The 22422-nt window shown below is 65.7% G+C and carries 22 protein-coding genes; 9 read left to right on the plus strand and 13 right to left on the minus strand.

From position 1 onward, the window contains the following. Positions 1-55: 55 nt before the first annotated feature. Positions 56-646, plus strand: coding sequence for an amino acid kinase family protein (locus AC3WLT_RS25710; RefSeq protein WP_492594499.1), 591 nt, complete (start codon positions 56-58; stop codon positions 644-646). Between the two features lie 43 nt (positions 647-689). Here AC3WLT_RS25710 and AC3WLT_RS25715 read toward each other — a convergent pair whose 3' ends face one another. From AC3WLT_RS25715 to pqqA, 3 genes are all read right to left on the minus strand, one after another. Then, positions 690-1436 carry a (5-formylfuran-3-yl)methyl phosphate synthase gene (locus tag AC3WLT_RS25715; protein ID WP_492594500.1) on the minus strand — a complete coding sequence of 249 codons (747 nt, stop codon included), beginning with the start codon at positions 1434-1436 and terminating at the stop codon, positions 690-692. 27 nt (positions 1437-1463) lie between these two features. Further along, a complete protein-coding gene (locus AC3WLT_RS25720; RefSeq protein ID WP_492594501.1) occupies positions 1464-2063 on the minus strand; it encodes a DUF447 domain-containing protein in 600 nt (199 codons plus the stop codon). Between the two features lie 100 nt (positions 2064-2163). Further along, entirely contained in the window at positions 2164-2238 is a 75-nt protein-coding gene (gene pqqA / locus AC3WLT_RS25725) for a pyrroloquinoline quinone precursor peptide PqqA (RefSeq protein WP_492594546.1), read from the minus strand. A gap of 483 nt (positions 2239-2721) precedes the next feature. Here pqqA and AC3WLT_RS25730 point away from each other — a divergent pair, with 483 nt between their 5' ends. The 7 genes from AC3WLT_RS25730 to rpe all read left to right on the plus strand — a co-directional run bounded on the left by AC3WLT_RS25730 (position 2722) and on the right by rpe (position 10822). After that, the gene (locus AC3WLT_RS25730) at positions 2722-4221 is read left to right on the plus strand and encodes a ribulose-bisphosphate carboxylase large subunit (protein WP_492594502.1); all 1500 of its coding nucleotides are present in this window, start codon (positions 2722-2724) and stop codon (positions 4219-4221) included. Between the two features lie 109 nt (positions 4222-4330). Next, complete coding sequence (locus AC3WLT_RS25735; protein ID WP_492594503.1) at positions 4331-4759, plus strand: ribulose bisphosphate carboxylase small subunit; 429 nt, start codon at positions 4331-4333, stop codon at positions 4757-4759. A 54-nt stretch (positions 4760-4813) separates the two neighbouring features. Then, positions 4814-5842 carry a CbbX protein gene (gene cbbX, locus AC3WLT_RS25740; RefSeq protein WP_492594504.1) on the plus strand — a complete coding sequence of 343 codons (1029 nt, stop codon included), beginning with the start codon at positions 4814-4816 and terminating at the stop codon, positions 5840-5842. 27 nt (positions 5843-5869) lie between these two features. Further along, on the plus strand, positions 5870-6991 hold the full coding sequence (locus tag AC3WLT_RS25745; protein ID WP_492594505.1) for a class 1 fructose-bisphosphatase: 1122 nt from the start codon (positions 5870-5872) through the stop codon (positions 6989-6991). A 64-nt stretch (positions 6992-7055) separates the two neighbouring features. Then, entirely contained in the window at positions 7056-7928 is an 873-nt protein-coding gene (locus tag AC3WLT_RS25750) for a phosphoribulokinase (protein WP_492594506.1), read from the plus strand. 46 nt (positions 7929-7974) lie between these two features. Continuing rightward, positions 7975-10017 carry a transketolase gene (gene tkt, locus AC3WLT_RS25755; RefSeq protein ID WP_492594507.1) on the plus strand — a complete coding sequence of 681 codons (2043 nt, stop codon included), beginning with the start codon at positions 7975-7977 and terminating at the stop codon, positions 10015-10017. Between the two features lie 85 nt (positions 10018-10102). Then, complete coding sequence (gene rpe, locus AC3WLT_RS25760; protein WP_492594508.1) at positions 10103-10822, plus strand: ribulose-phosphate 3-epimerase; 720 nt, start codon at positions 10103-10105, stop codon at positions 10820-10822. Between the two features lie 22 nt (positions 10823-10844). Here rpe and AC3WLT_RS25765 read toward each other — a convergent pair whose 3' ends face one another. The 3 genes from AC3WLT_RS25765 to AC3WLT_RS25775 all read right to left on the minus strand — a co-directional run bounded on the left by AC3WLT_RS25765 (position 10845) and on the right by AC3WLT_RS25775 (position 14991). After that, entirely contained in the window at positions 10845-12227 is a 1383-nt protein-coding gene (locus AC3WLT_RS25765) for a DUF6513 domain-containing protein (RefSeq protein ID WP_492594509.1), read from the minus strand. An 83-nt stretch (positions 12228-12310) separates the two neighbouring features. Then, complete coding sequence (locus tag AC3WLT_RS25770) at positions 12311-12889, minus strand: flavoprotein (RefSeq protein ID WP_492594510.1); 579 nt, start codon at positions 12887-12889, stop codon at positions 12311-12313. After that, complete coding sequence (locus tag AC3WLT_RS25775) at positions 12886-14991, minus strand: sigma-54-dependent Fis family transcriptional regulator (protein ID WP_492594511.1); 2106 nt, start codon at positions 14989-14991, stop codon at positions 12886-12888. The genes AC3WLT_RS25770 and AC3WLT_RS25775 overlap by 4 nt, the downstream gene beginning before the upstream one ends. Before the next feature lie 450 nt (positions 14992-15441). On the opposite strand from AC3WLT_RS25775, the gene AC3WLT_RS25780 reads away from it, so the two are divergent. Continuing rightward, on the plus strand, positions 15442-15978 hold the full coding sequence (locus tag AC3WLT_RS25780; RefSeq protein WP_492594512.1) for a dihydroneopterin aldolase: 537 nt from the start codon (positions 15442-15444) through the stop codon (positions 15976-15978). Positions 15979-16035: 57 nt separating this feature from the next. Here the strand turns inward: AC3WLT_RS25780 and AC3WLT_RS25785 are convergent, their stop codons facing one another. From AC3WLT_RS25785 to AC3WLT_RS25815, 7 genes are all read right to left on the minus strand, one after another. Continuing rightward, positions 16036-16443, minus strand: coding sequence for a hypothetical protein (locus tag AC3WLT_RS25785; RefSeq protein ID WP_492594513.1), 408 nt, complete (start codon positions 16441-16443; stop codon positions 16036-16038). Between the two features lie 86 nt (positions 16444-16529). Then, complete coding sequence (gene fae, locus AC3WLT_RS25790) at positions 16530-17039, minus strand: formaldehyde-activating enzyme (protein WP_492594514.1); 510 nt, start codon at positions 17037-17039, stop codon at positions 16530-16532. 105 nt (positions 17040-17144) lie between these two features. Further along, positions 17145-18092, minus strand: a complete 948-nt coding sequence (locus tag AC3WLT_RS25795) for a triphosphoribosyl-dephospho-CoA synthase (RefSeq protein ID WP_492594547.1) — start codon at positions 18090-18092, stop codon at positions 17145-17147. Continuing rightward, the gene (locus AC3WLT_RS25800; protein ID WP_492594515.1) at positions 18085-19146 is read right to left on the minus strand and encodes an ATP-grasp domain-containing protein; all 1062 of its coding nucleotides are present in this window, start codon (positions 19144-19146) and stop codon (positions 18085-18087) included. The genes AC3WLT_RS25795 and AC3WLT_RS25800 overlap by 8 nt, the downstream gene beginning before the upstream one ends. After that, positions 19143-20174 carry a methenyltetrahydromethanopterin cyclohydrolase gene (gene mch, locus AC3WLT_RS25805; protein ID WP_492594516.1) on the minus strand — a complete coding sequence of 344 codons (1032 nt, stop codon included), beginning with the start codon at positions 20172-20174 and terminating at the stop codon, positions 19143-19145. Before mch ends, AC3WLT_RS25800 begins: the two co-directional genes overlap by 4 nt. Next, positions 20149-21357, minus strand: coding sequence for an ATP-grasp domain-containing protein (locus AC3WLT_RS25810; RefSeq protein ID WP_492594517.1), 1209 nt, complete (start codon positions 21355-21357; stop codon positions 20149-20151). The genes mch and AC3WLT_RS25810 overlap by 26 nt, the downstream gene beginning before the upstream one ends. 46 nt (positions 21358-21403) lie before the next feature. Next, complete coding sequence (locus AC3WLT_RS25815) at positions 21404-22345, minus strand: NAD(P)-dependent methylenetetrahydromethanopterin dehydrogenase (protein WP_492594518.1); 942 nt, start codon at positions 22343-22345, stop codon at positions 21404-21406. Between the last annotated feature and the right edge of the window lie 77 nt (positions 22346-22422).

Below are 22422 nucleotides of genomic sequence, written 5' to 3' on the forward strand. Positions count from 1 at the left end.
CATCGGGCAGGCAAACGCGGTTAATCGGAAACGAGCGGAAACGAGGACAACGGTCATGTGGGTGGTCAAGATCGGGGGCAGCCTGAGTCACGAGCCGACGCTGCGCCAGTGGCTCACCGAGCTATGCGAAGTGGGGGGCGGGCGCGTCGTCATCGTGCCCGGCGGCGGCGATTTCGCGGACAAAGTGCGGCAATACCAGAGCGAGTGGCGCTTCGACGATCTCGCCGCGCACAACATGTGTCTGCTCGCCATGACGCAATACGCGATTCTCATGCAAGGGGTATTGCCCGAACTCGTGCTCGCCTCGAGCGAGGCGAAGATCCGCCGCGCGCTGCGCGACGGGCATGTCGCCGTGTGGGTGCCGACCGCGCTGATGCGCGACACGCCCGACGCGATGAGCAACTGGGACACCACCTCCGACAGCCTCGCCGCGTGGCTCTCGACGATGCTCAACGCCGAACGGCTGATCGTGGTGAAGTCATGCCCCATCTCCGAGGACGAGCGGCTCGAGACGCTGGCCGCAACGGGCGTGGTCGACCGGCGTTTCGTCGACTATGTGAACGAAGCCAATTATGTCGTCGAGCTGTTCAACAAGGACAATGTCGCGTTGATGCGCGACCGGCTGCTGAACACGCCGGTGATCTAGCGTTTCGCCGTGGGGGTGGCGCAAACGCTAGCCATGCGTGCGGTCATTCCATGCGGGCAACGCCCGAGGTGATCGAGTCCGGCGTGGTGCCGGCAGGACCGACATCGCCGGAGCACCGATGCAACGCGGCAGCCCATTGCGCGACGCGTTGCGGATCGAGCCGCGAGCGCCGTCCATCGACGCATAGCGCCGTGCGAAAACCCGCCACATCCGGCGCGAGCGCACGGATCTGCTCGAACTGCGCCCAGCCGAGCGAGCCGGCGATGCCGCTCATTGCGCCATGCTCGCGCGTGAGCCGCAGCCACTGGGCGAGCGTGGCGCTATCCACGTGGTCGAACAGAGTGCTGCCGTCCTTGCCGGTGGTGTCGAACATCACGCCTGCAAAGCCGAGCGTGGCCGCATAGGCGACCAGTTCGCCGTCCATGCCGCCGTCGCACAGCAGCACCGGCACGACCGCGGCCGGCAGATTGCCGAGTTGTTCGAGGCAGCGCCGTGCAGCCGGTCCGGGCGTCACGCCCACTTTCACATAGTCGATGCCCGCGTCGTTGACTTCGATGACGCGTGCGGCGATCTCGTCGAGCGCGTCCGCCGGCACGTCGCCGATCGTCGCGCTGATCGGCTTGACCGGATAGCGGGCGCGAAGCTGGCGGACGATATGCGTGATGTCGCCGATCGCCAAACCGCCGAGCGCGCCTGCGTTCGGCTCTTTCAGGTCGATCAGTTCGGCGCCGGCCTGGGCGGCCTCGAACGCCTCGTCCTCTGAGCGGACGCTCGCGAGCAATGCAGTCATCGATGTTCTCCGAAAAGACGGGCAAGACTAGTGGGATACGAGTTCGCCGGCCGAACCGCCGGAAGATTCGAGGCTCTCGCGGTGCCGCGCGATCGCGGAGGTGAGCCACCCCCAGGCGGTGCGTTCGGCATCGCCCGCGGTTTTGTCGATGGCGATCTGCAGATAGGCCATTTCGCGGTCGACCTTGTCGGCCGGCAGCATGAAGAGCCGGCTCACGAGAATCGAGCCTTCCACCACCGCGGCCTGGGCACGGTTGAAACCGGCGAACGGCGCATGGTTTTCGCGGTGCACGCATTTCATGCGCAGCACCGGACGCGCCTTGTCGTCGCGCAGCTCGTCGAGTTCGAGCTCGGCGTGCGCAAGCGACTCGGCGAGCCTCACGCTCGCCACGCGGCTGGCGGCGAGCGTCGGCCAATCGGTCGCGCAATGCGTGACGCAGCCGGCGAAGATCCGGACGTCCGTGGTGAAGTTCAACACCGCCGCACGCGACGCGACGATATTGTCGAGCGTCACGGACGGACGAAAAGGCGACAGGATGATGAAGTCGCCTTCGTAACGGGCCCCCATCGGCGCGATATGAGGACGGCCATCGCACGCTGCCGTGGTGACGATCGTTTCGTGGATCATGGATGGGAACGCATGTCCTGGCGGCGCCGAAAGGCCGGCCGTTTAGCGAGTGAATAACACCCGATCCGCGGAGGGGCCGCGGCTCGCGGCCCGTGCGGGCTTAACGCGCAGCGATATACATCGTGATTTCAAAACCAAAACGCATATCGGTGTAGCTCGGAGTCTTCCATTGCATATGTGCTTCCTCCACGTGTTGATGCAGCGTTGCGCCGTCGGCCCGGCGTGATACCGGGACTTCATTGGCGTGCATTGCCACGCAAGCTCCATGCCGGGCGTCGGATGACGACGCGTGGGCTGCGTATTGCCCGTATTGCCGCGCTGCCATGCAGCGTCTGTCGAATTAGGCCGGCGCGGCGGCCGGGAGAGCGACATGATGCAGCCACGCGGCGCACTGTTCCGGGAATGCAGCAAAGTGTTCCATCACGGACAGAAGGTTTCTGTCCGTCTGTCACGCCGTGTTTGCCATTCCCGTGCAAGCCGTTCTCCACCGACCGGTAGCGCATGGGTTGAAAATGCGCTCCGCGATATGAGATCGATAACGGATCGGTTAAGTCTGCCAAATAAAATCGTGAATTCTCAATAGCGACGTCCTTGCCTACAGTGCAAACAAGCGCTTCGTTCTTCCGGCAGCGCGCTTGTCCACATTCGAGGATACGTCATGAACGATTTCAGTCAACCGGTGATCGAGTCCGTACACAAGCCGCGCAACGCGGGCAATCCTCGCGAGCGGTACGCCGCGGGGGTCATGAAGTATCGCGAGATGGGCTACTGGCAGCCGGATTACACGCCGAAAGAAACCGACATCGTCGCGCTCTTTCGCATCACGCCGCAGCCGGGCGTCGATCCGGAGGAAGCGGCGGCGGCCGTGGCCGGCGAATCGTCGACGGCCACCTGGACCGTGGTGTGGACCGACCGGCTGACCGCGTGCGACATGTATCGGGCCAAGGCCTACCGCGTCGAGCCGGTGCCGGCCTCGCGCGACGGCGAACCGCAATACTTCGCGTACATCGCCTATGAGCTCGATCTGTTCGAAGAGGGTTCCGTCGCCAATCTGACGGCGTCGATCATCGGCAACGTGTTCGGCTTCAAACCGCTCAAGGCGCTGCGTCTCGAAGACATGCGCATACCTGTTGCTTATCTGAAGACCTTCCAGGGGCCGCCGACGGGAATCGTCGTCGAGCGCGAGCGCCTCGACAAGTACGGACGGCCGCTGCTTGGCGCAACCGTCAAGCCGAAGCTCGGTTTGTCGGGCAAGAACTATGGCCGCGTCGTGTACGAAGGATTGCGAGGCGGCCTGGATTTTCTGAAGGACGACGAGAACATCAACTCGCAGGCTTTCATGCACTGGCGCGAACGTTTTCTGTTTTCGATGGAAGCGGTGAATCGCGCGCAAGCGGAAACGGGTGAGGTCAAAGGTCACTACCTGAACGTGACGGCCGGCACGATGGAGGACATGTATGAGCGTGCCGAATTCGCGAAGGAACTGGGTTCATGCATCGTGATGATCGATCTCGTGATCGGCTGGACCGCGATTCAGTCAATGGCGCGCTGGGCGCGCAGGAACGACATGATTCTGCATCTGCATCGCGCGGGACACAGTACGTATACGCGGCAGCGCAATCACGGCATTTCGTTTCGCGTGATCGCGAAGTGGCTGCGGATGGCGGGCGTCGATCACGCGCATGCGGGCACCGCGGTCGGCAAGCTCGAAGGCGATCCGCTGTCGGTGCAGGGCTATTACAACGTGTGCCGCGAGGCGCACAACGAGGTCGACCTGTCGCGCGGGATTTTCTTCGATCAGCCGTGGGCCGGCTTGCGCAAGGTGATGCCGGTGGCCTCGGGCGGCATTCATGCGGGGCAGATGCATCAGCTGCTCGATCTGTTCGGCGACGACGCGATCCTGCAGTTCGGCGGCGGCACGATCGGCCATCCGGCCGGTATTCAGGCGGGCGCGGTGGCGAATCGCGTCGCGCTCGAAGCGATGGTGAAGGCGCGCAACGAGGGCCGCGACATCGTTCACGAAGGGCCGGACATTCTCGACGCCGCGGCGCGCTGGTGCACGCCGCTCCAGCAGGCGCTCGATACGTGGCGGGATGTGACCTTCAACTACGCGTCGACCGACACGCCAGATTTCGCCGCCACGCCGACCGCGGCCTGAGCGGCGGGCATTCAAAGATTCTCAGGGTAAGTCCGAGCGCAGTGCTGCGGCACTGCGCGGGAGACCGTTGACGCCGTTCCCAGCGCTGCATCCATTAACGAGGTACGTCATGCGTATTACACAGGGCACGTTTTCCTTCTTGCCGGAACTGACCGACGAGGAGATCAGCTTGCAGATCGACTATGCGCTGCGCCAGGGCTGGGCCTGTTCGGTCGAATTCACTGACGACCCGCATCCGCGCAACACCTATTGGGACATGTGGGGCCTGCCGATGTTCGATCTGCACGATGCGGCAGGCGTGTTGCAGGAAGTGAAGGCGTGCCGCGCGGCGCGGCCGCAGCACTACATCAAGGTCAACGCATTCGACTCGGTGCGCGGCTTCGAGTCGATGCGCCTGTCGTTCATCGTCAACCGTCCGGACGAGGAACCGGGCTTCCGCCTCACGCGCCAGGACGGGCAGGGACGGGTGCAGCGGTACGGGCTGTCGAGCTACGCGGGCGACCGGCCGTCGGGTGAACGATACGGACCGGCACGCTAGAAGAAGGCCCGCGATGCGAGGCTCGATGAACCGCCACAAACAAAGGGAGAGGCCATGACCGAAGCTGCCGCCATCGATGCCAACGCGCCGCCGTCCGTCGCACGGGACGCTGCCACGGTGCGAGACAGCCGCGCGGAAGCGCCGCATATCGATCTCGCCGCGCTCTATCGCGACTCCGGCATCGGCGACGTGCTCGCCGAACTCGACCGCGATCTGGTCGGGCTCGCCCCGGTGAAGACCCGCATTCGCGAGGTCGCGGCGCATCTGCTGGTCGAGCGCGCGCGCGATTCGCTCGGTCTCGCGGGCGGCGCGCCGACCCTGCATATGTGCTTTTCCGGCAATCCCGGCACCGGCAAGACCACGGTCGCGCTGCGCATGGCCGAAGTGCTGCACCGGCTCGGCTACATTCGCCGCAATCATCTGGTGTCGGTGACGCGCGACGATCTGGTCGGCCAGTACATCGGCCATACCGCGCCGAAAACGCGCGATGTGTTGAAGCGTGCGATGGGCGGCGTGCTCTTCATCGACGAAGCGTATTACCTGTATCGCCCGGAAAACGAACGCGACTACGGTCAGGAAGCGATCGAAATCCTGCTCCAGACGATGGAAAACCAGCGTGACGATCTGGTGGTGATTCTGGCCGGCTACGCGGCGCGCATGGAAGTGTTCTTCGAGAGCAATCCGGGTTTTCGTTCGCGCATCGCGCATCACATCACGTTTCCCGACTACGGCGACGCCGAACTGCTCGACATCGCCGAGCGAATGCTCGCGACGATGCACTACCGCTTCGACGCCGACTCGCGGCGCGCTTTCGCGGACTATCTCGCACTACGCATCCGCCAGCCGAATTTCGCCAACGCCCGCTCGGTGCGCAATGCGCTCGATCGTTCGCGGCTGCGCCAGGCCAATCGCCTCTTCGCCACGGCGATGCAAGGCGGCGCGCCGATCGATGCCGACGCGCTCACCTTGATTGCCGCCGCCGACGTTCGCGCGAGCCGCGTGTTCGCCGAGCCGCTTGCGGCGAGCGAAGGGGCGCCCGCGTCCTCTCATGCAACGCGCGCCGTGACGGCGCCGCCAGGCTGAACGAAAACAATCCCTCAGGAGATCGCCATGCAAGACGGACGTACGACCCTTTCGAAGTTCCTGATCGACACCCTCGACCGCCAGCCATGTTGCGCGGGGACGGCGCAGAACGCCGGCCTCTCGGCGCTGCTGATCGACGTAGCCGCCGCAATCAAGTCGATCTCGGCGATGCTCACCAAAGGCGCGCTTGGCGGCAATTACGGCTCCGCCCAGAGCATCAACACGCACGGTGAGGAACAGAAGAAGCTCGATGTCGCGACCAACGAGATTTTCGTGCAGCAGTGCGAGTGGGACGGACTGCTCGCCGCGATGGCGTCCGAGGAAATGGAGACCGTCTACCCGATTCCGCCAGGCTACCCGCGCGGCGACTATCTGCTCGCCTTCGATCCGCTCGACGGTTCGTCGAATATCGACATCAACGGCGTGGTGGGATCGATCTTTTCGGTGCTGCGCAATGGCAATGGCAATGGCAACACCGCCGATCCGCAGGGGCGGGTCGGCGAGTCCGCGTTTCTGCGGCCGGGCTGCGAGCAGGTCGCAGCCGGCTACGCGGTCTACGGTCCGTCGACGATGCTCGTGCTCTCGGTCGGTGACGGCACGCATGGCTTCACGCTGGAGCGCGACATCGGCAACTTCGTGCTCACGCATTCGAACATCCGCATTCCCGAAGACACCGTCGAGTTCGCGATCAACGCGTCGAACGAACGTTTCTGGGAGCCGCCGGTGCTTCGCTACGTGCAGGAGTGCAAGGACGGACGCAGCGGCTGCCGCGCGCGCGACTTCAATATGCGCTGGATCGCGTCGATGGTCGCCGAGGTGCACCGCATCCTGATGCGCGGCGGCGTGTTCATGTACCCGCGCGACTCGAAGACACCGGCCATGGAAGGGCGCTTGCGGCTTTTGTATGAAGCCAACCCGATGAGCTTTCTCATCGAACAGGCGGGCGGTCTCTCGATCACCGGGCGCGAGCGCATTCTCGACGTTGTTCCGCACGCGCTGCATGGACGCGTGCCGGTGATCCTCGGTTCGAAGAACGAGGTGGAGCGCATCGGCCGCTATCACGGTGAATACGATCGCGGCGAAGATCAGCCCTTCACCTCGCCGCTTTTTGGCCGGCGCTCGCTTTTCCTGCCGGGTTTCACGGCCTGACGGATTGCGACGCGGGTTCGCCAGGCACCACCCGATCAGAACACCACTATCCGGAGACAAGCGCATGTCAGTCAAACACCCGATCATCGCGGTGACCGGTTCGAGCGGCGCCGGCACCACGACCGTGATGAAGAGCTTCACCCATATCTTCCGGCGCGAAAAGATCAACGCGCAGATCGTCGAAGGCGACGCATTTCACCGTTACGACCGCAACGGCATGCGCGAGGCCATGAAGCAGCATGAGCGGGATGGCGCACAGAACTTCAGCCATTTCGGACCGGAGGCGAATCTGCTCGAAGAACTCGAATCACTGTTCGCCAGCTACGGCGAGAACGGCACCGGGCAGTTGCGCCACTACGTGCACGACGAAGCCGAAACGCGGCCCTACAAGCAGGACGCCGGAACCTTCACGCCGTGGGAGGACGTCACCCCCGACACCGACCTGATGTTCTACGAAGGGCTGCACGGCGCGGCGGTGACCGACAGCATCGACATCGCGCGGCACCCGGATCTGCTGATCGGCGTCGTGCCGATCATCAACCTCGAATGGATTCAGAAACTGCATCGCGACCAGACCATGCGCGGCTACTCGCACGAGGCGGTGGTCGATACGATCCTGCGGCGCATGCCTGACTACGTGAACTACATCTGTCCGCAGTTCTCGCGCACGCATGTGAACTTCCAGCGCGTGCCGACGGTGGATACGTCGAATCCGTTCATCGCCCGGGAGATTCCGCAGCCGGACGAGAGCTTCGTCGTGATCCGTTTCGCGCGCCCGAAGGGGATCGACTTCCAGTATCTGCTGACGATGCTGCACGACTCGTTCATGTCGCGCCCCAATGTGATCGTCGTGCCGGGCGGCAAGATGGGCCTTGCGATGCAGCTGATTTTCACGCCGATGATTCTTCAACTGATCGACCGGCGGGCGCGGGCCTGAAGCACTGCGCAACGCGGTTTGTTTAATTCGTGCAAGGAGACGTTCGATGAGTGCCGTCGCAGAATCCATCGCAACACCCGCGACCCGGCTGATGGCCGACGCGCTGCGCATGCTCGCGATCGATGCGGTCGAAGCGGCGAAGTCCGGCCATCCCGGTATGCCGCTCGGCATGGCCGAGATTGCCGTCGCGCTGTGGGACCGGCATCTGAAACACAATCCGCGCAATCCGGCATGGCCCGACCGTGACCGCTTCGTACTGTCGAACGGACACGGCTCGATGCTGTTGTACGGTCTACTGCATCTCACCGGCTACGACCTGCCCATCGACGAACTGAAGCGCTTCCGTCAATTGCACAGCAGGACGCCGGGGCATCCTGAAGTCGGTGTCACGCCCGGGGTCGAAACGACCACGGGGCCGCTCGGGCAAGGGCTGGCGAACGCTGTCGGCATGGCGCTCGCCGAGGCGCTGCTCGCGCGCGAATTCAACCGGCCTGATCATCCGATTGTCGATCACCGCACTTACGTGTTTGCCGGCGACGGCTGCCTGATGGAAGGCATCTCGCACGAGGCGGCGTCGCTCGCCGGCACGCTGAAGCTCGACAAGCTCACGGTGCTGTACGACGACAACGGTATCTCGATCGACGGCCACGTCGCGCAGTGGTTCAGCGACGACACGCCGGCGCGCTTCGCCGCCTACGGCTGGCACGTCGTACGCGAAGTGGACGGACACGACGTCGACGCGGTCGACCGGGCCTTGCGAGGCGCGCGCGCAGCGGGCCGGCCGACGCTGATCTGTTGCCGCACGGTGATCGGCAAAGGGGCGCCGTCGAAAGCGGGTACGCACGATGTGCACGGCGCGCCGCTCGGCGCCGACGAAGTCGCCGACACGCGGCGCGCGCTTGGCTGGCCGCATCCACCGTTTTCGATGCCGGCCGAAGTCCGCGCGCATTGGGATGCCGGTGAGCGCGGCGCGGCCGCCGAAGCGGACTGGACGAAGCGTTTCGAAGCCTATCGCAAGCGCTATCCGCACGAGGCCGCCGAGTTCGAGCGCAGGATGCAAGGCACGCTGCCTGCGCATTGGCGCGATGCGGTCCGCGCGATGGTGCGCGACGCGGACTGCGCGGCCGAATCGATTGCGACCCGCAAGGCCTCGCAGCAGGCGATCGCGGTACTCGCGCGCACGCTCCCGGAACTGCTGGGCGGCTCCGCCGACCTGACCGGCTCGAACCTCACCCACTGGAAAGCCGCGGTCGACGTCCATGCCGACGATGGCGGCCTGCAAGGCGGCAACTATCTGCACTACGGCGTGCGTGAGTTCGGCATGAGCGCGGTGATGAACGGCATCGCGCTGCATCGCGGGCAGATTCCGTTCGGCGGCACCTTCCTCACGTTCTCCGACTACTCGCGCAACGCCTTGCGCATGGCTGCGTTGATGAAGACCCGTTCGATCTTCGTGTTCACGCACGACTCGATCGGCCTCGGCGAAGACGGACCGACGCATCAGTCGGTGGAACACGCGGCGAGCTTGCGGCTCATTCCCGGACTCGACGTCTGGCGTCCATGCGACACGGTCGAGACCGCACAGGCGTGGGCCTCTGCTGTTGAACGCGACGGGCCGTCGTGCCTGCTGCTGAGTCGCCAGAATCTGCCGTTCGCCGCCCGCAGCGGCGAGCAGATCGACGCGATCGAGCGGGGCGGTTATGTGTTGCGCGACTGGCCGGCCGAGCGCCAACAACCGCGCGTCGTGCTCATCGCTACGGGCTCGGAAGTCTCACTGGCGCTCGATGCCGTCGCGCCGCTGGCCGAAGCCGGCATCGCCGCGCGGGTCGTGTCGATGCCATCCACCAGCGTGTTCGACCGGCAGCCGGGCGCATGGCGCGACGCGGTCCTGCCGCCGGGCGTGCCGCGCGTCGCGGTCGAAGCGGGTGTGCGCGCGTTCTGGCGGCAATACGTGGGGCTTGAAGGCGGCGTGGTGGGCATCGATACCTTCGGCGAATCCGCCCCTGCGGCCGCGCTGTTCGCGCATTTCAATCTGACCGCGCGGGCCGTGGTGGACGAAGCCCGCCGCGTTGCGCAACTCGCGCCATAAGTACACACCAGCGGCATGCACCGCGCGCCACCACCTGATTCGATGATGGCGCGCCGCTATCACTGACCTGTTTGCAAGGAGACTCATGCGCGACTTCCTGATTGCCCCATCGCTGCTGTCAGCGGATTTCGCCCGCCTCGCTGACGAGATTCGCGACGTCACGGCAGCCGGCGCGGATTGGATTCATCTGGACGTGATGGACAACCACTACGTGCCGAACCTCACGGTCGGCCCGCTCGTGTGCTCGGCGATCCGGCCGCATACGTCCGTGCCGATCGACGTGCATCTGATGACCATACCCGTCGATCCGCTCGTCGCCAGCTTTGCCGAGGCGGGCGCGAATACCATCAGCTTTCATCCGGAGGCGTCGCTCCATGTGCACCGGACCATCGATCTCATCAGGACGAGCGGCGCGCGCGCGGGACTGGCGCTCAATCCGGCCACGCCGCTCGCGGTGCTCGATCATGTGATCGAGCGGCTCGACGTGGTGCTCGTGATGTCGGTGAATCCGGGCTTCGGCGGGCAGGCCTTCATTCCGGAAACGCTAGACAAACTGCGGACCTTGCGCGAAAGGGTCGATGCGACGATGCAGCGGACAGGACGGCCGTTGCTGATCGAGGTGGATGGCGGCGTGAAGGCGTCGAACATCGCGCAGATCGCAGCGGCGGGTGCGGACGTGTTCGTGGCCGGTTCCGCGGTGTTCGGTACTGACGACTACGCGCAGGCCATCGGCGGGATGCACGACGAGCTCGAGCAGGTGAACGAAGACAACGAAGGCGCCGGCGCTTTGGCGGTGGCGCGATGAATGGCTGCGCTTGCTTGAGCCCTCAGCGCTTCTTCATCGTCTCGCCTGGCGCGCACCACGCCATGAGATCCTGTTCGGGACGGTCGGCCGCGCAGCCCCAGTCGAGCGGCTGGTCCTGATCGAAACGCTTGCCGAGCCGCCATGCGATCTCCGCACGGGCGAGCTGGACGCCCATATAGAATGCGTGGCCGCCGTCGGCTTCGAGATGCAGGTCCGGGTAGAGCGCGAACGGGTCGCCGGCCCGGCGATGTCCGTCGCGGTTGTAAACATGAATGCCGTCGGCGCTGATCTGGACGCGAAAGTTGGGATCGCGCACGTCGCGGGCAAACTCGCCGATTTCGGCGGCGCTGTATGGAAAGGGGCGTTTGGCATGGACGGTCGCGAGGTCGCTGTTGATGCCCTTGGGCAGCACCTGCGCTTCGCGGGCAGCGTGCATCACCCGGCGCGCGACATCGGCTTCGCGCAGCGCGCGCCGCGCATGCAGGCTGACGGAAGTGGTGAGCACTGCACTCACATGAAGCTCCGCTGCCATACCCAGCAGCACTGCGTTGATGCCGCTGGTGTCGGCCTCGGTCAACTCGGTCACATTGCCGATGCCCATCATGATGGCGATGTCCGGGTAGCGTTCGCGCAGCCGGACATAACGAGCAATCGATGCGGCGAGACCGAACGGAATCGGATCGAGAATCGGGTCGGCGAGAAACGCGCGGCCGCGTGCGGCGAGCAGGTCGATCGCGGCGTCGAGCGAATCGGGATCGCGCGGTTCGCGCGCGACGAGGATCGGCGTGGACGGCACCTCGTCGGCGATCCATAGCGTATCGAGGTTCAGGCTCATCAGGTAGTCTGCGCCCGCGCGGCCGCCGCGCAGCAGTTCCTCGCTGCGCATCGAATCGACGCTCACACGATACCCTTCGGCTTTCAACAGGCGCACCGCGTCTTCGAGATGCGGAAACGGTGTTTCGGGCAGGCAACCGATGTCGATCACATCGGCGCCCTGCGCGGCGTAGTCGCGCGCACGCGCGGCGATGCCGTCCAGATCGAGCCGCGGCGCATCGACGATCTCAGCAAAAATCTCGGTCTCGTAACGCGTCAGATCGAACGGCTGCGCCTCCCGGCCGAAGAATTGCGGCAGATCCTTGACCTCTTCAGGACCGCGCTCGAACGGCACGCCATAGTGCCCGGTCAGCGCAGCGAGATCGCCGCGGCAGCGCCCGGGTACGATAACCCGCTGCGCCGCGAGCGGGGCGGGCACCCGGCGGCGGATCATGTCGGCGGTCATCAGCGCGGCGACCTGCAGGCCGATTTCGCGAATCTCCCAGCTGAACGGCGTCGGCGCCATGCTTTCGAGCACGCGGATCAGGCTCTTTTCGGCGAGCCGGCCAGTCAGGAAGACGATGTGGTCCATGTCAGTACGCGCCGGGCCGCCCCAAGCGTACTGACTCCCCCTCGGGGGGCAGCGACCGCAGGGAGCGTGGGGGCTGTTTCATGTCAGTACGCGCCGGGCCGCCCCAAGCGTTCACCGAGCGCCGCTTTCAGCTCATCCAGCGAGCGGACGAGCGTCGTGTATTCGAAGCGCGACAGGCGCTCAACGTTGTCGAGTTCGATCGCCCGCGGACGCAATTCGACCCATTCGTTCGGGCTTTGCGTGACCACGGTCGGTTCCGTGTCGCATGCAAAGACAATGCCCGGAATGCATTGCTTGCCTGCCTGCGCGTACATATTGGTCGGCAGCGTATCGGAGATGCCGAACGCGCATTTGGCCACGGTGTTGCTGGTGGCCGGCGCGATCACCACGGTGTGGTACATGCCGTGATAGAGCATGCCGACCGGCACGCCGCTCGCACTGTTGTCGCGAAACACGCGGAAGTGCTTGCGCAGCTCGGGCAGCGGCCAGCCATAGAGCGGCAGGACTTCCTCCGCGGCCGCGGAAAGGAAGAGGTCGGCGCGCGGCAACGTCAGGGCGAGCGCGATCGACTCTTCGAGCAGATGGCCGGAACCGGTTACGCACCACGCGAAGCGCGCATCGGGCTTGAAGTCGGCGAGATTGCGAGCGGGCGCCTGGGTCATGCGTTGGCGGCGGGCGGCGATTCTTCGGGCGGCGAATCGTCGGGCGGCGCACTGTCGAGCGCCGAGCCGTCGTGCGACAGACGGATATGCAGCCGGCGCATCTTGCGGTACAGCGTGTTGCGGCTGATGCTGAGCGCCTTGGCGACATTGCTGACGTTCCAGCGATGCTCATCGAGCAGCGTGAGGACGGTCTCGCGTTCGTTCAGCTGAATTGCATTGAGCGCGGAAAGATCCGCGTCGTTGGCCGGATGCGGATCGAGGTCCGCATCCGCGCGCGAAGCGACCGGCAGCCCGGCGGCCGGCGATCCGGCGGCCGGCGTTCCGGTGGCCGGCATACGTTGCGTGATTTCGGCAGGCAGGTCCTCGCAGCGGATCGGTTGCCCGTCGCACAGCGCGATGGCCATCTGCAATACGTGCCGCAGCTGGCGGATATTGCCGGGCCATGCATAGGTCAGCAATGCGTGCTCGGCTTCCGGGGTCAGCTCAGGCGGATCGTTGTCGGTTTCGTTTTCGAGCAGATGATGAATCAGCGCGAGCTTGTCGACCCGCTCGCTGAGCGGCGGCAGATTCAGCTCGACGCCCTTGAGCCGGTAGTACAGATCCTCGCGGAACTGCCCGCCGTGCACGAGTTCGAGCAGGTTGCGGTGACTTGCGCTGATGAGCTGAAAATTGACCTTGACGGTCGTTTCAGCGCCGAGCGGCGTGACCTCGTGTTCCTCGATCACGCGCAAGAGCCGCGCCTGCAACGTGAGCGGCATGTCGCCGATTTCATCGAGAAAGAGCGTGCCGCCGTTGGCCTGCACGATCTTGCCGCGCCGTCCTTCGCGCTGCGCGCCGGTGAACGCGCCGGCACGATAGCCGAACAGTTCGCTTTCGATCAGGTTTTCGGGCAGCGACGCGCAATTCACCGGCACGAACGGGCCGGACGCGTGCGGGCTGATGCTATGCAGCGCCTGCGCGAAGACTTCCTTGCCGGTACCCGTTTGCCCTCTGAGCACGATCGGGATCTTGCGCTGGACCACGCGCGCCGCGAGCTGGATTTGCGAGGCCATGCGCGGGTCGCCGAACTCGAGGTGCGCGATCTCGTCGAGCCGGGCCGGCGGTGGCCGTTTTTCCGGCGCGCTGGCGCGGGCAACAGGCGCTGTCACCGCCACCCGCGTGCCGCGTGCCGCGCTGTTTTGCGCAGTCTGCGCGACGAGAAAGAAGCGGTTGGTCGCGTTCGCGCTATACACGGTGACCGGATGGAACGACCCGCGGATGCTGCGCGCGATCATGTCTTCGAGCGACGCATTGAACGCTTCCTCGATGCGCCGGCCGCGCAATTCGCCGAGCGTGCGGAAGCCGAGCTGGAAGAGGGCGCTGCGGTTCGCGGCGAGCACCGTGCTGTCGTCCGCCACCGCCAGCTTGCCGCCGTGCAGCGTACCGACGAATTCCGGGCGGCTATGGAAATGAATCATGTTCGCGTGACGGTAACGCGCATCGAGCAAACGGTTCTCGATCATCTGCCGCGACATGCCGACGAGCACCAGCGAATGCTGCTGCAGCAGCTTCGAGCGGCTCGTCACATCCAGCACGCCGGCAATCTCGCCGCTGTCGTCGAAAATCGGCGCGGCGGAGCAGGTGAGCGACGTATAGCGCGGATAGAAATGCTCGTGCTGGCAGACCGCGATGCAGTCGCGCTCGGCCAGACACGTGCCCATTCCGTTTGTGCCGGCTTCGCGCTCGCTCCACAAGGCGCCGACGCGAAAGCCGTCGGAGGCGACTGCTTCGGCGAAAGGCACCGACGAAACCTGATGGACGATCACGCCACCCGCGTCGACCAGCACCACCGCGAGTTCGGGATCGGCCAGTTGCTGATAAAGCGTGGTCATCTCGAGCTTCGAGCAGGCAATCAGATCGCCCATCGCCTCGCGGCGCGAACGTAGTTCGTAGTCCGTCAGGACGGGGGGCGTGACGAACCGCGAAGGGTCGAGCTGGAATTCGTTCACGCAGCGCGCCCAGGATTGAGCGACGGGCTCGCTCGTCGGACGTGTCGCCAATTGATGATTGACGACGTTCAGAACTTCACGGACGTGCATACTGCTGTCAGCGAGCAACGACATGAGGTTTGTCTCCGATGCGTCAATTCGTGCGTGCCGGGTTTGCATTGCATTGCATTGCATTGCGTTGCATTGCGTTGCATTGCGTTGCGGTTGCGTCTGCTTCGCCATGTACGTCACGAGTGCCGCTTTATCGATACCGTCTTCCCCTCGCGCCGCGATCTCTGGGTCCGCATGCGCACTGGGTAATTCGCCCTTGTATCAGACGTTGGCTTAAAACTGTACGCCCGATGGCGCTCCCGTTCAATAAGAAGTCGCATTAACCCTCCATGGCGTGCCCGATTTTTGCTTTTCTCAACGCCATGCTGTTTCAGGCCCCCTGTCACTGGCCGGCCGCGAAGAGCGTGTTGCAGGTTCGGCGCAGAGTGCTTCGCGTCCTGTTACCCCTGTCCTGCTTTGCGTTTACCCGAGTTGCGTCTGCTCACTATTTGCCGCTTTGCGGCGGAGTACACCATGGACCGTATCGATGCCGTTCGCCTTGCCAGTTTCTCCGCAGCCTGCGCCGATGACGGTGCGCCGGGCGCCACTGCTCCGTTCGACGCGCCATCTACCGGCACGCTGTCCGGGCGCATGGACATCGTATTCATCGAGAACTTTATCGGTCAGACGATCATCGGTATCGACACCAGCGAGCAGCATGTCCTGCAACCGGTGCGAATGAATCTCGCAATCGGTGTCCCTGCTATCCGTGCGTGCACAACCGATCGCATCGAGGACACGATCAACTATGCGGCGGTACGCAGTGCGCTGCATGCGCTGCTCGCGTCGCACGGCGTGCGTCTGCTCGAAGCGCTTGCCGAAGCGGTGGCGCGCCTGCTGATTGCCGACTTCGGCGCTCACTGGGTGCGCGTTGCGCTTGCCAAACCGGCCAAGTTCGACGACGTGTCGGCCGTCGGCGTGCAGATCGAACGGCGGCGCAGCGATATACCTCAAGCGGCTAGCGGGCTCGTGGGTTATGCGTCGCTTGGGGAAGGGCTGATTCCGAACTAACGTAAGGCGGCGCGGCGCCATTGCCAGCGCCGCGTGCAGTGCCTCACGCGGCGCCCACTACTTCGCTGACGCTGTCTTGTCATGGCCTAGCCCACAACTGCGGTATGCATCGGTCTGCAACGTGCGGAATTTCTTCGTCTGCGCTTTCGCGTGATCGACGCGAAACTCCGAACCGCCTTCGCCGCCCAGCGTCGCGTACTTCGAGAACGTCGACTGATCGACGAACTCGTCGTAGGGCAGCGCGGCGGCCATCTTGTCGATCACGCACGAGCATTTATAGACGTTCACGAAATCGTGTCCGTTGTCGTCCATGCAACCCAGCACGTATTCGACGCGTCCCTGCGTCGGGTAGTTGTAACCTCCCGCCGGGGCCGTCGCCCTGGGCGTGTCGCCGTCCGCCCTGGCGAGCGGCACGGCGAGCGCGATGCAGGCACAGGCCGCCAGCGCACGACATCGTATGGTCATCTCATGCCTCTATGAGAGCGTTCGCACCATGGCGAAGGCCCGCGCAGCTGCGGGCCCTCGTCACATCCACGCGAACCCGCGCACCGTCAGTTCGGTGCAAACGGATGCGCGACGCTGCTCTTTTTCGCCACGACCTCCGCGGCGCTCGGTTCACCGTTGACGGCGCGCTTGAGCGCCTCGCGCGTCGCCTGGTAGTTGAACTGCTGGATCTTCTTGTCGTCGTCCGCCTGCCAGTGAATGAAGACGCCGACGCACAGGAACAGATCGTCTGCCTCGTCCTTCGGGATCGTGCCGTCCTCGACGCTGTCCGCGACCGCGAGCGCCACGGCGTGCTGAGCGGGACCGAACATCTGAACGGCCTGCTTGGCGCCCTTGATCGTCACCTTGTTGAACAGGATCGTGTTCGGTTTGGTGAGCAGGTTCGGTGCGACGACAGCGAGCAGCGATGTGAAGCCATCCTTATTGTTAGTGAGCGCATTGCAGAATGCGGTTTCCGCAGGCGAACCTCGCGGTCCGATCAGCAAATCGATGTGTGCGACCTCGTTGCCGTCGCCGACGAGCGACTCTCCTATCAGGACGCGATTGATCTTGGCCATTCTGTTCCTCCGATGAGTGGAATAGGGACTTGCTGACTAACTGGCATGCCGCCCGTGGCGGTGCTGGTCCGCGATCGCCGGGCGGCGTGTCGATGCACGGTGGCACTAACTAACAGGATCCGTGCCAGTGCGCCGCCCGCGTGGCCCGCGCGGCCCGCGCGACGTAAGGCCGGCGCTGCAGGCCGGTGCGAGGCAGCCGGCGACGAACAGCGTCGCCACCGTCAGGTCCGCACTGGTGCCGGGGTTGATGGCCTCAGCCTTCAGTTCGGCGTCCCATGCATCGAGCGGCTGAGCCGCCGCGTCATGGCCCGGTTGCGCGAGCGCGTGGCGCCATTGCGCGTACCGTTCGCGTGCCGCAAGCGTGACACTCTGCGCCAGCGCCATGCCCTGCTTACGCACAATGTGAGAGTCGGGCCAAGTGCAGAGGAAGGTGAGAAAGACATTGAGCGTGGCGATCCGCGGCTGATCAGCGGGCACTTCGCGGAACGCGGCGAGGCCGGTCTCGAAGATGTCGCGAAAGCCTTCCGCGTATTGGCGGGCGATGCTGTCGCGCCCGGCGGCGAGCGTCATCGCGTCGCGCAGGCCGACCGTGGGCGAGGCATGGACCGATTGCTCGGCGGCCTCGCCGAGACCGCCAGGATTGGCGAGCGCAATCGCGCGGTACGCGAGGCGCGCGTCGTCGAGGTCGAGCCGCGCGAGCACGCGCTCGGTCGCCGCGCGCCAGTGGTCGGCCGACAGCGGGCCCGCGGTTTCCTCCAGCGCCGCGGCGAGCGGGGCGACCAGCAGCAGGATGCCGAGGTTCGTATTGCAGGCGACCGCGGCGCGCGTGCGGGTGACCGCATCGAGCACGCGCAGGCCGACAGACGCGCCGCGGGTGAGCAGTGCGTCGGCGGCCACCTCCGCGCTGGTGATGAACTGGGCCGCGCGCATGCCGTGTCCGGCGCATTGCACGCTGACGTTGCCGGGCTTGGGTGTTTCCACATCGAGTCGACAGGCCGCGAGAAAGGCCGTGCGAACGCGCTCGAACGCGACAAGACAGGGCGGCTCAGCCATGGCGTCCATGCAACGCCACGACGGCGGGCTCGCCGGTCTGCGCGAGCGCGCGACGCTGCGCGGGCAGCTTGCGCTGGAGCAGGTCATCGGCGAGCGCCGCCGCGAGGTCGACCGAAGTGACCGACTGCAGGCCGCGCCATGCTGCCACGCCGTTGACTTCCAGCACGAGCGGCCGCGCGGCATCGTGCGGATCGGGGATCAGGTCGACGCCCGCATAGTCGAGTCCGAGTGCCTCGGTGGCGCGCACCGCGGTCTGTGCGAGCGGCGGATCGAGTTCGGCCGCTTCGCACACGGCGCCCTGCGCGAAGTTATGAATCCAGTCCTTGCCGCCGACGCGCCGCATCGCCGCCACGGCACGGCCGCCAATCACCAGTACGCGCCAGTCGAAGCCCGGGCGGCCGCCATCGACATAGCGCTGCAGATAAGCGACCTGCCGGTACGGCTTGAGCGAAGGCAGAGGCGCCAGCGCGCCATGGTGGGCGCCACCCGCGCCGAGCCGTTTGAGTCCATGGCCTTGCGAGCCGAACAGCGGTTTGAGCACGAGCTGGCGTCCGGCCGCGGCTTCGCGGATCAGCACGCGCTGCGCGAACGCCGCGGATTCGCCGGCCCATGTTGCGGGTGTCGGTACGCCGTTGCGATGCAGCAGAAAACTCGTCATCGATTTATCGACGCTGCGCTCGATCGCGCGCGCGTCGTTGTAGACCGGCACACCGGATTCGCGCAACGCATGCAGGATACCGAGCCGCAGCGTGACCTGCTCGAAGGTGCCGCCGGCAATCCCACGCACGAAGACCGCATCGGGCAGCGTGTGGCCGAAGCCCGGCAGCATCAGCCCATGGGGGGCCCACGTCGTGTCGATCCGGCAGTCGGCGAGATCGATGCAGCGCGCTTCCCCGCCACGCGCACGGAAGGCCTTTTTGAGGCGCCCGGTGTGCCAGCCGGTTTCGTCGGTCATGATCGCAATGCGCAGGGGCGCTTGCGCGTTGGCGGGGTTTTGCGCGTTGGCGGGGTTTTGCGCGTCGGCGGGGTTCACGCCAGGCATAGGGAGGCTCATGGCTTGCCGCCCCATTGGTCGTGCAGCAACGCCGCGTCGACGCGCCCGCCGTGATAGGTCGCGCCGCTTTCGAGGCTGCTCACCCATACTTCGGCCGGGGCGAACAGCGCGGGATCGATCTGGTAGAAGTCGTAGTTGAACGACGTGAAGATGTCCGCGAACGGGCGGCCGTAATCGCGCGAGGTCGAGGCGGGCAATTCGGCGGCGAGCTGTTTCGCTACCGCATCGTGCTTCACGGTGAGATGCACGCGGCCGCCATAGAGGATCGCATCGTTGGTGCGGCCCATCGCCTGAATGCCGTCCGGCGCGGGCGGCGGCAAGGGCGCCGAGCCGCCGCCTTCGACCACCTCGTCCAGCGCGACGCCAAGCACATGCGTTTTGTGCAATGCAACTTCGACGACGCGCGCCACTACCTGTACCGTTCCCGCGACAGAGTGTGTCGGCGTGACGACAAGCGTCAGCCGCTCGGGCGCCAGGCCGCAGTCGTGCAGCACCTTGTCGATCACGACCTGCGGCGGCAGGCGGTCAACCTCGAGTACCAGCACGCCGCGCTCGTGCCTGTCGCGGTAGCCGAGTTCGGCGAACAGCGGCTCCTTGACGGCCAGCGCGCGCGCCGGCCCCGACCCGAGCGAAAAAAACTTCTTGCCGCCGGTCTGTTCTTTGGTCGCCGCCAGGCTCCATCCGGCGTACTGGCTGCCGAGGCAGGCCAGCACGGGCCACGAGGTGCGCACCTCGATCATGCTCGGCCACAGCGGCTGCGCATCCAGGCTCTCGCGCACCGTGACGTGGCCGAGGCCGCCCATGCAGATGCGCGCGATCAACACGCCGGCCGCGACGCTGCCAGGCGCGGCGACGCCTGCGTCAACGAGCACGCTGCCGCTTTCCGCGTGGCTGATTTTCACGCCGAAGCGCGCTGCATCGTCGACCAACCGGGCAACGAGACGCTCGCTGAGCGCGTTGACGCTTAGCGCGGCAGCACTGGCGAGCGGCGGCTGGGGTGCATCAGGAGTGGCATTGGATGAAGGCATAGTCGGGCTCATGGCAGGTTTCGATTCGTTGCAGAACGAGCGCGTGCTGTGCTTCGAGTGCACGCCGCACCGCGTCCACCGAAGCCGCTCGCACGAGCAGCGTGCAGACCGGCTGTCCGGCTTCGATCCACGTACCGGGCATCGGCACGTCGCGGCAGCGCGGGTCGCGCAGGCAGGCGTCGCTGAAGCCCTGGGAGACGGCGAACGGACGCGGCGCGAACAGCACCTGTTGGCCGGCGCGCCACGCTGCCGGCGCAGGCGTTTTCGCTGCTGGCAGGCGGCCGTAGCGACATGCTTCGATATGACACGCGAGCAGCCCGCGCGGCCATGCGCGAGGCGATGCGGTTTCGTAGAGCGTCATCGTCGACGAGGGGCGGGTGTTGATTTCAAGCAGCGCGAATGCGTCGCCGTCGAGCAGAAAGTCGCAGCTATTGATGCCAGTGAGGCCGGTCTGCGCACAGAGTGCAGCGATCGCCGCGCGCACACGCGCCTCGACGGCTGGCGGCAGATCGATCGGACCCATCGACCCGGCATGCACGAAGGGCAGATTGCCCATCGTGCAGATGAGCTGCTCAGCGAAGCCGAGCACACGCGCGCTACCGCGAGCGGCGATAAACAGCGCCGACAGCGAGCGGCCGCTGCTCTGCCGCTGGAAATAAGCTTGCGCGGGAACGCGCGGATCGCCAAACGCCGTGGCCGGTTCGATATGCGTGCCGCCGCAACCGTTCGCGTGTTTGACCAGCCACCCTTGCGCCGCAGCGGGCCGCGTGAACGCGACCGCCGGATGCGGAATATCCAGCGCATCCAGCAGCGCAAAGAACCGCTGGGGTTCGCGCACCGCGGCGCTGGCCTCCACAGGATTGCCGATGAAGCGGGGCAGGCCGTGCGCGCGGCACAACGGCGCGACGAACGGCTCGAGCCCGCTGCCGTCGATCCAGCCGATGAGACCCGGCAAGCGCGCGGCGCGTTCGAGCGCCTGCGCGAGCCGCGCGCCATCGATCGACAGCTGGCCGCCGCCGATGTCGAACCACAGTTCGGCTGCCTCGCGAGTGTCGCGGTCGCCGAACACATCGAGCGCGGCGACGCGCAGGCCGGCACGCGCGGCGGACTGCGCGAGCATCCGTGCGGACAGTCCCGCCACCGCGACGAGCGGTGCATGCGAGAGCGACGGACGCGAGTTCATGGCGACTCGGATAGCGGCAGCGTGCGGCCCGCGACGCAGGGCGCGCTCAACCGAGGCCGGCCGCGACGGCGCGGGCCTCGTCGAAGGCTTGCGGGAAACCCAGGTAGACCGGCTTGCCGCCCGTGCGCATTCGGATGAAGAGCCGATGCTCCACCTGGTATTTGACATTGCCGATCGCCAGCGCGCCGATGCCGATTGCGCCGCCAGCAGTCGGCACGCCCTCGATCGGCTTGCCATCGTTCATCACGTTGACGCCCGCGATGCCTTCCGGCGGCACGGCGTTCACATCCGCGGCAATCAGCAGATGTCTGGCATGCGCGAGATCGGCGGCGCTGACCACCTGAACGCCGGCGATGGCGGTGGCGAGTACGATCTCGGCAACGCCCAACGCCGCGCGCAGTTCTTCCGGCGTCGCGGTGCTCACACCCTTGGTCACGATGCCGAAGCGCCGATTGATGTCGTCGCTGACGCGCGCCGCGCGCGCCTGCCCGGCGTGGCTCCCAATCGACACGTCGGCGCCGAGCGAGGCCGCCATCGCCGCCGCCACGCGCCCGACCGCGCCGGTGCCGCCGAGAATCAGCACGCGCTTGCCGCCCAGTTCCATGCCGTACGCTTTGGCCAGATGCCGCTCGACCAGGGCGACGAGTGCGGCGGCGGTCGTGTATGCACCGCTCGGATCGGCGAACACCGACACTTCGAACGGCAGGACCATGGCTTTGCGCGCGGTGTCGAGCATGTCGGCGGCGAGCATGACGTCGCGCCCGCCGATGAAGATGCCGGTGCGCGACACGCCCTTCGGACCACGCGAAAAGATCGCGTCCTGAGTCAGGTTCGCGACCATCCCGGCCTCGACCCCGCAATACGGCACGATGATCTGGTAGCCGGCGTCGGCGGCCATGTTCACGTCGAACGGACTCATCTGCGGAGCGGCCGTGAACATGTGCAGGATATAAGGCCTTTCAGTGGGCTTTTCAGTGGTGTCGGACATGGCAGGAGGCTCGTTTCTGTGGCGTTTCTCATGGAGGGCGCAAGGCAAGGGCGCACGGCTGCGTGGGCCACTGGATT

The organism is Paraburkholderia sp. FW306-2-2C-D06C (assembly GCF_058781505.1).

What these genes read in the sequence shown, in the direction of transcription:
- AC3WLT_RS25710 (WP_492594499.1), top strand. Translation starts at nt 56, where the DNA reads ATGTGGGTGGTCAAGATCGGGGGCAGCCTGAGTCACGAGCCGACGCTG.
- AC3WLT_RS25715 (WP_492594500.1), bottom strand. Translation starts at nt 1,436, where the DNA reads ATGACTGCATTGCTCGCGAGCGTCCGCTCAGAGGACGAGGCGTTCGAG.
- AC3WLT_RS25720 (WP_492594501.1), bottom strand. Translation starts at nt 2,063, where the DNA reads ATGATCCACGAAACGATCGTCACCACGGCAGCGTGCGATGGCCGTCCT.
- AC3WLT_RS25730 (WP_492594502.1), top strand. Translation starts at nt 2,722, where the DNA reads ATGAACGATTTCAGTCAACCGGTGATCGAGTCCGTACACAAGCCGCGC.
- AC3WLT_RS25735 (WP_492594503.1), top strand. Translation starts at nt 4,331, where the DNA reads ATGCGTATTACACAGGGCACGTTTTCCTTCTTGCCGGAACTGACCGAC.
- cbbX (WP_492594504.1), top strand. Translation starts at nt 4,814, where the DNA reads ATGACCGAAGCTGCCGCCATCGATGCCAACGCGCCGCCGTCCGTCGCA.
- AC3WLT_RS25745 (WP_492594505.1), top strand. Translation starts at nt 5,870, where the DNA reads ATGCAAGACGGACGTACGACCCTTTCGAAGTTCCTGATCGACACCCTC.
- AC3WLT_RS25750 (WP_492594506.1), top strand. Translation starts at nt 7,056, where the DNA reads ATGTCAGTCAAACACCCGATCATCGCGGTGACCGGTTCGAGCGGCGCC.
- tkt (WP_492594507.1), top strand. Translation starts at nt 7,975, where the DNA reads ATGAGTGCCGTCGCAGAATCCATCGCAACACCCGCGACCCGGCTGATG.
- rpe (WP_492594508.1), top strand. Translation starts at nt 10,103, where the DNA reads ATGCGCGACTTCCTGATTGCCCCATCGCTGCTGTCAGCGGATTTCGCC.
- AC3WLT_RS25765 (WP_492594509.1), bottom strand. Translation starts at nt 12,227, where the DNA reads ATGGACCACATCGTCTTCCTGACTGGCCGGCTCGCCGAAAAGAGCCTG.
- AC3WLT_RS25770 (WP_492594510.1), bottom strand. Translation starts at nt 12,889, where the DNA reads ATGACCCAGGCGCCCGCTCGCAATCTCGCCGACTTCAAGCCCGATGCG.
- AC3WLT_RS25775 (WP_492594511.1), bottom strand. Translation starts at nt 14,991, where the DNA reads ATGTCGTTGCTCGCTGACAGCAGTATGCACGTCCGTGAAGTTCTGAAC.
- AC3WLT_RS25780 (WP_492594512.1), top strand. Translation starts at nt 15,442, where the DNA reads ATGGACCGTATCGATGCCGTTCGCCTTGCCAGTTTCTCCGCAGCCTGC.
- AC3WLT_RS25785 (WP_492594513.1), bottom strand. Translation starts at nt 16,443, where the DNA reads ATGACCATACGATGTCGTGCGCTGGCGGCCTGTGCCTGCATCGCGCTC.
- fae (WP_492594514.1), bottom strand. Translation starts at nt 17,039, where the DNA reads ATGGCCAAGATCAATCGCGTCCTGATAGGAGAGTCGCTCGTCGGCGAC.
- AC3WLT_RS25795 (WP_492594547.1), bottom strand. Translation starts at nt 18,092, where the DNA reads ATGGCTGAGCCGCCCTGTCTTGTCGCGTTCGAGCGCGTTCGCACGGCC.
- AC3WLT_RS25800 (WP_492594515.1), bottom strand. Translation starts at nt 19,146, where the DNA reads ATGAGCCTCCCTATGCCTGGCGTGAACCCCGCCGACGCGCAAAACCCC.
- mch (WP_492594516.1), bottom strand. Translation starts at nt 20,174, where the DNA reads ATGCCTTCATCCAATGCCACTCCTGATGCACCCCAGCCGCCGCTCGCC.
- AC3WLT_RS25810 (WP_492594517.1), bottom strand. Translation starts at nt 21,357, where the DNA reads ATGAACTCGCGTCCGTCGCTCTCGCATGCACCGCTCGTCGCGGTGGCG.
- AC3WLT_RS25815 (WP_492594518.1), bottom strand. Translation starts at nt 22,345, where the DNA reads ATGTCCGACACCACTGAAAAGCCCACTGAAAGGCCTTATATCCTGCAC.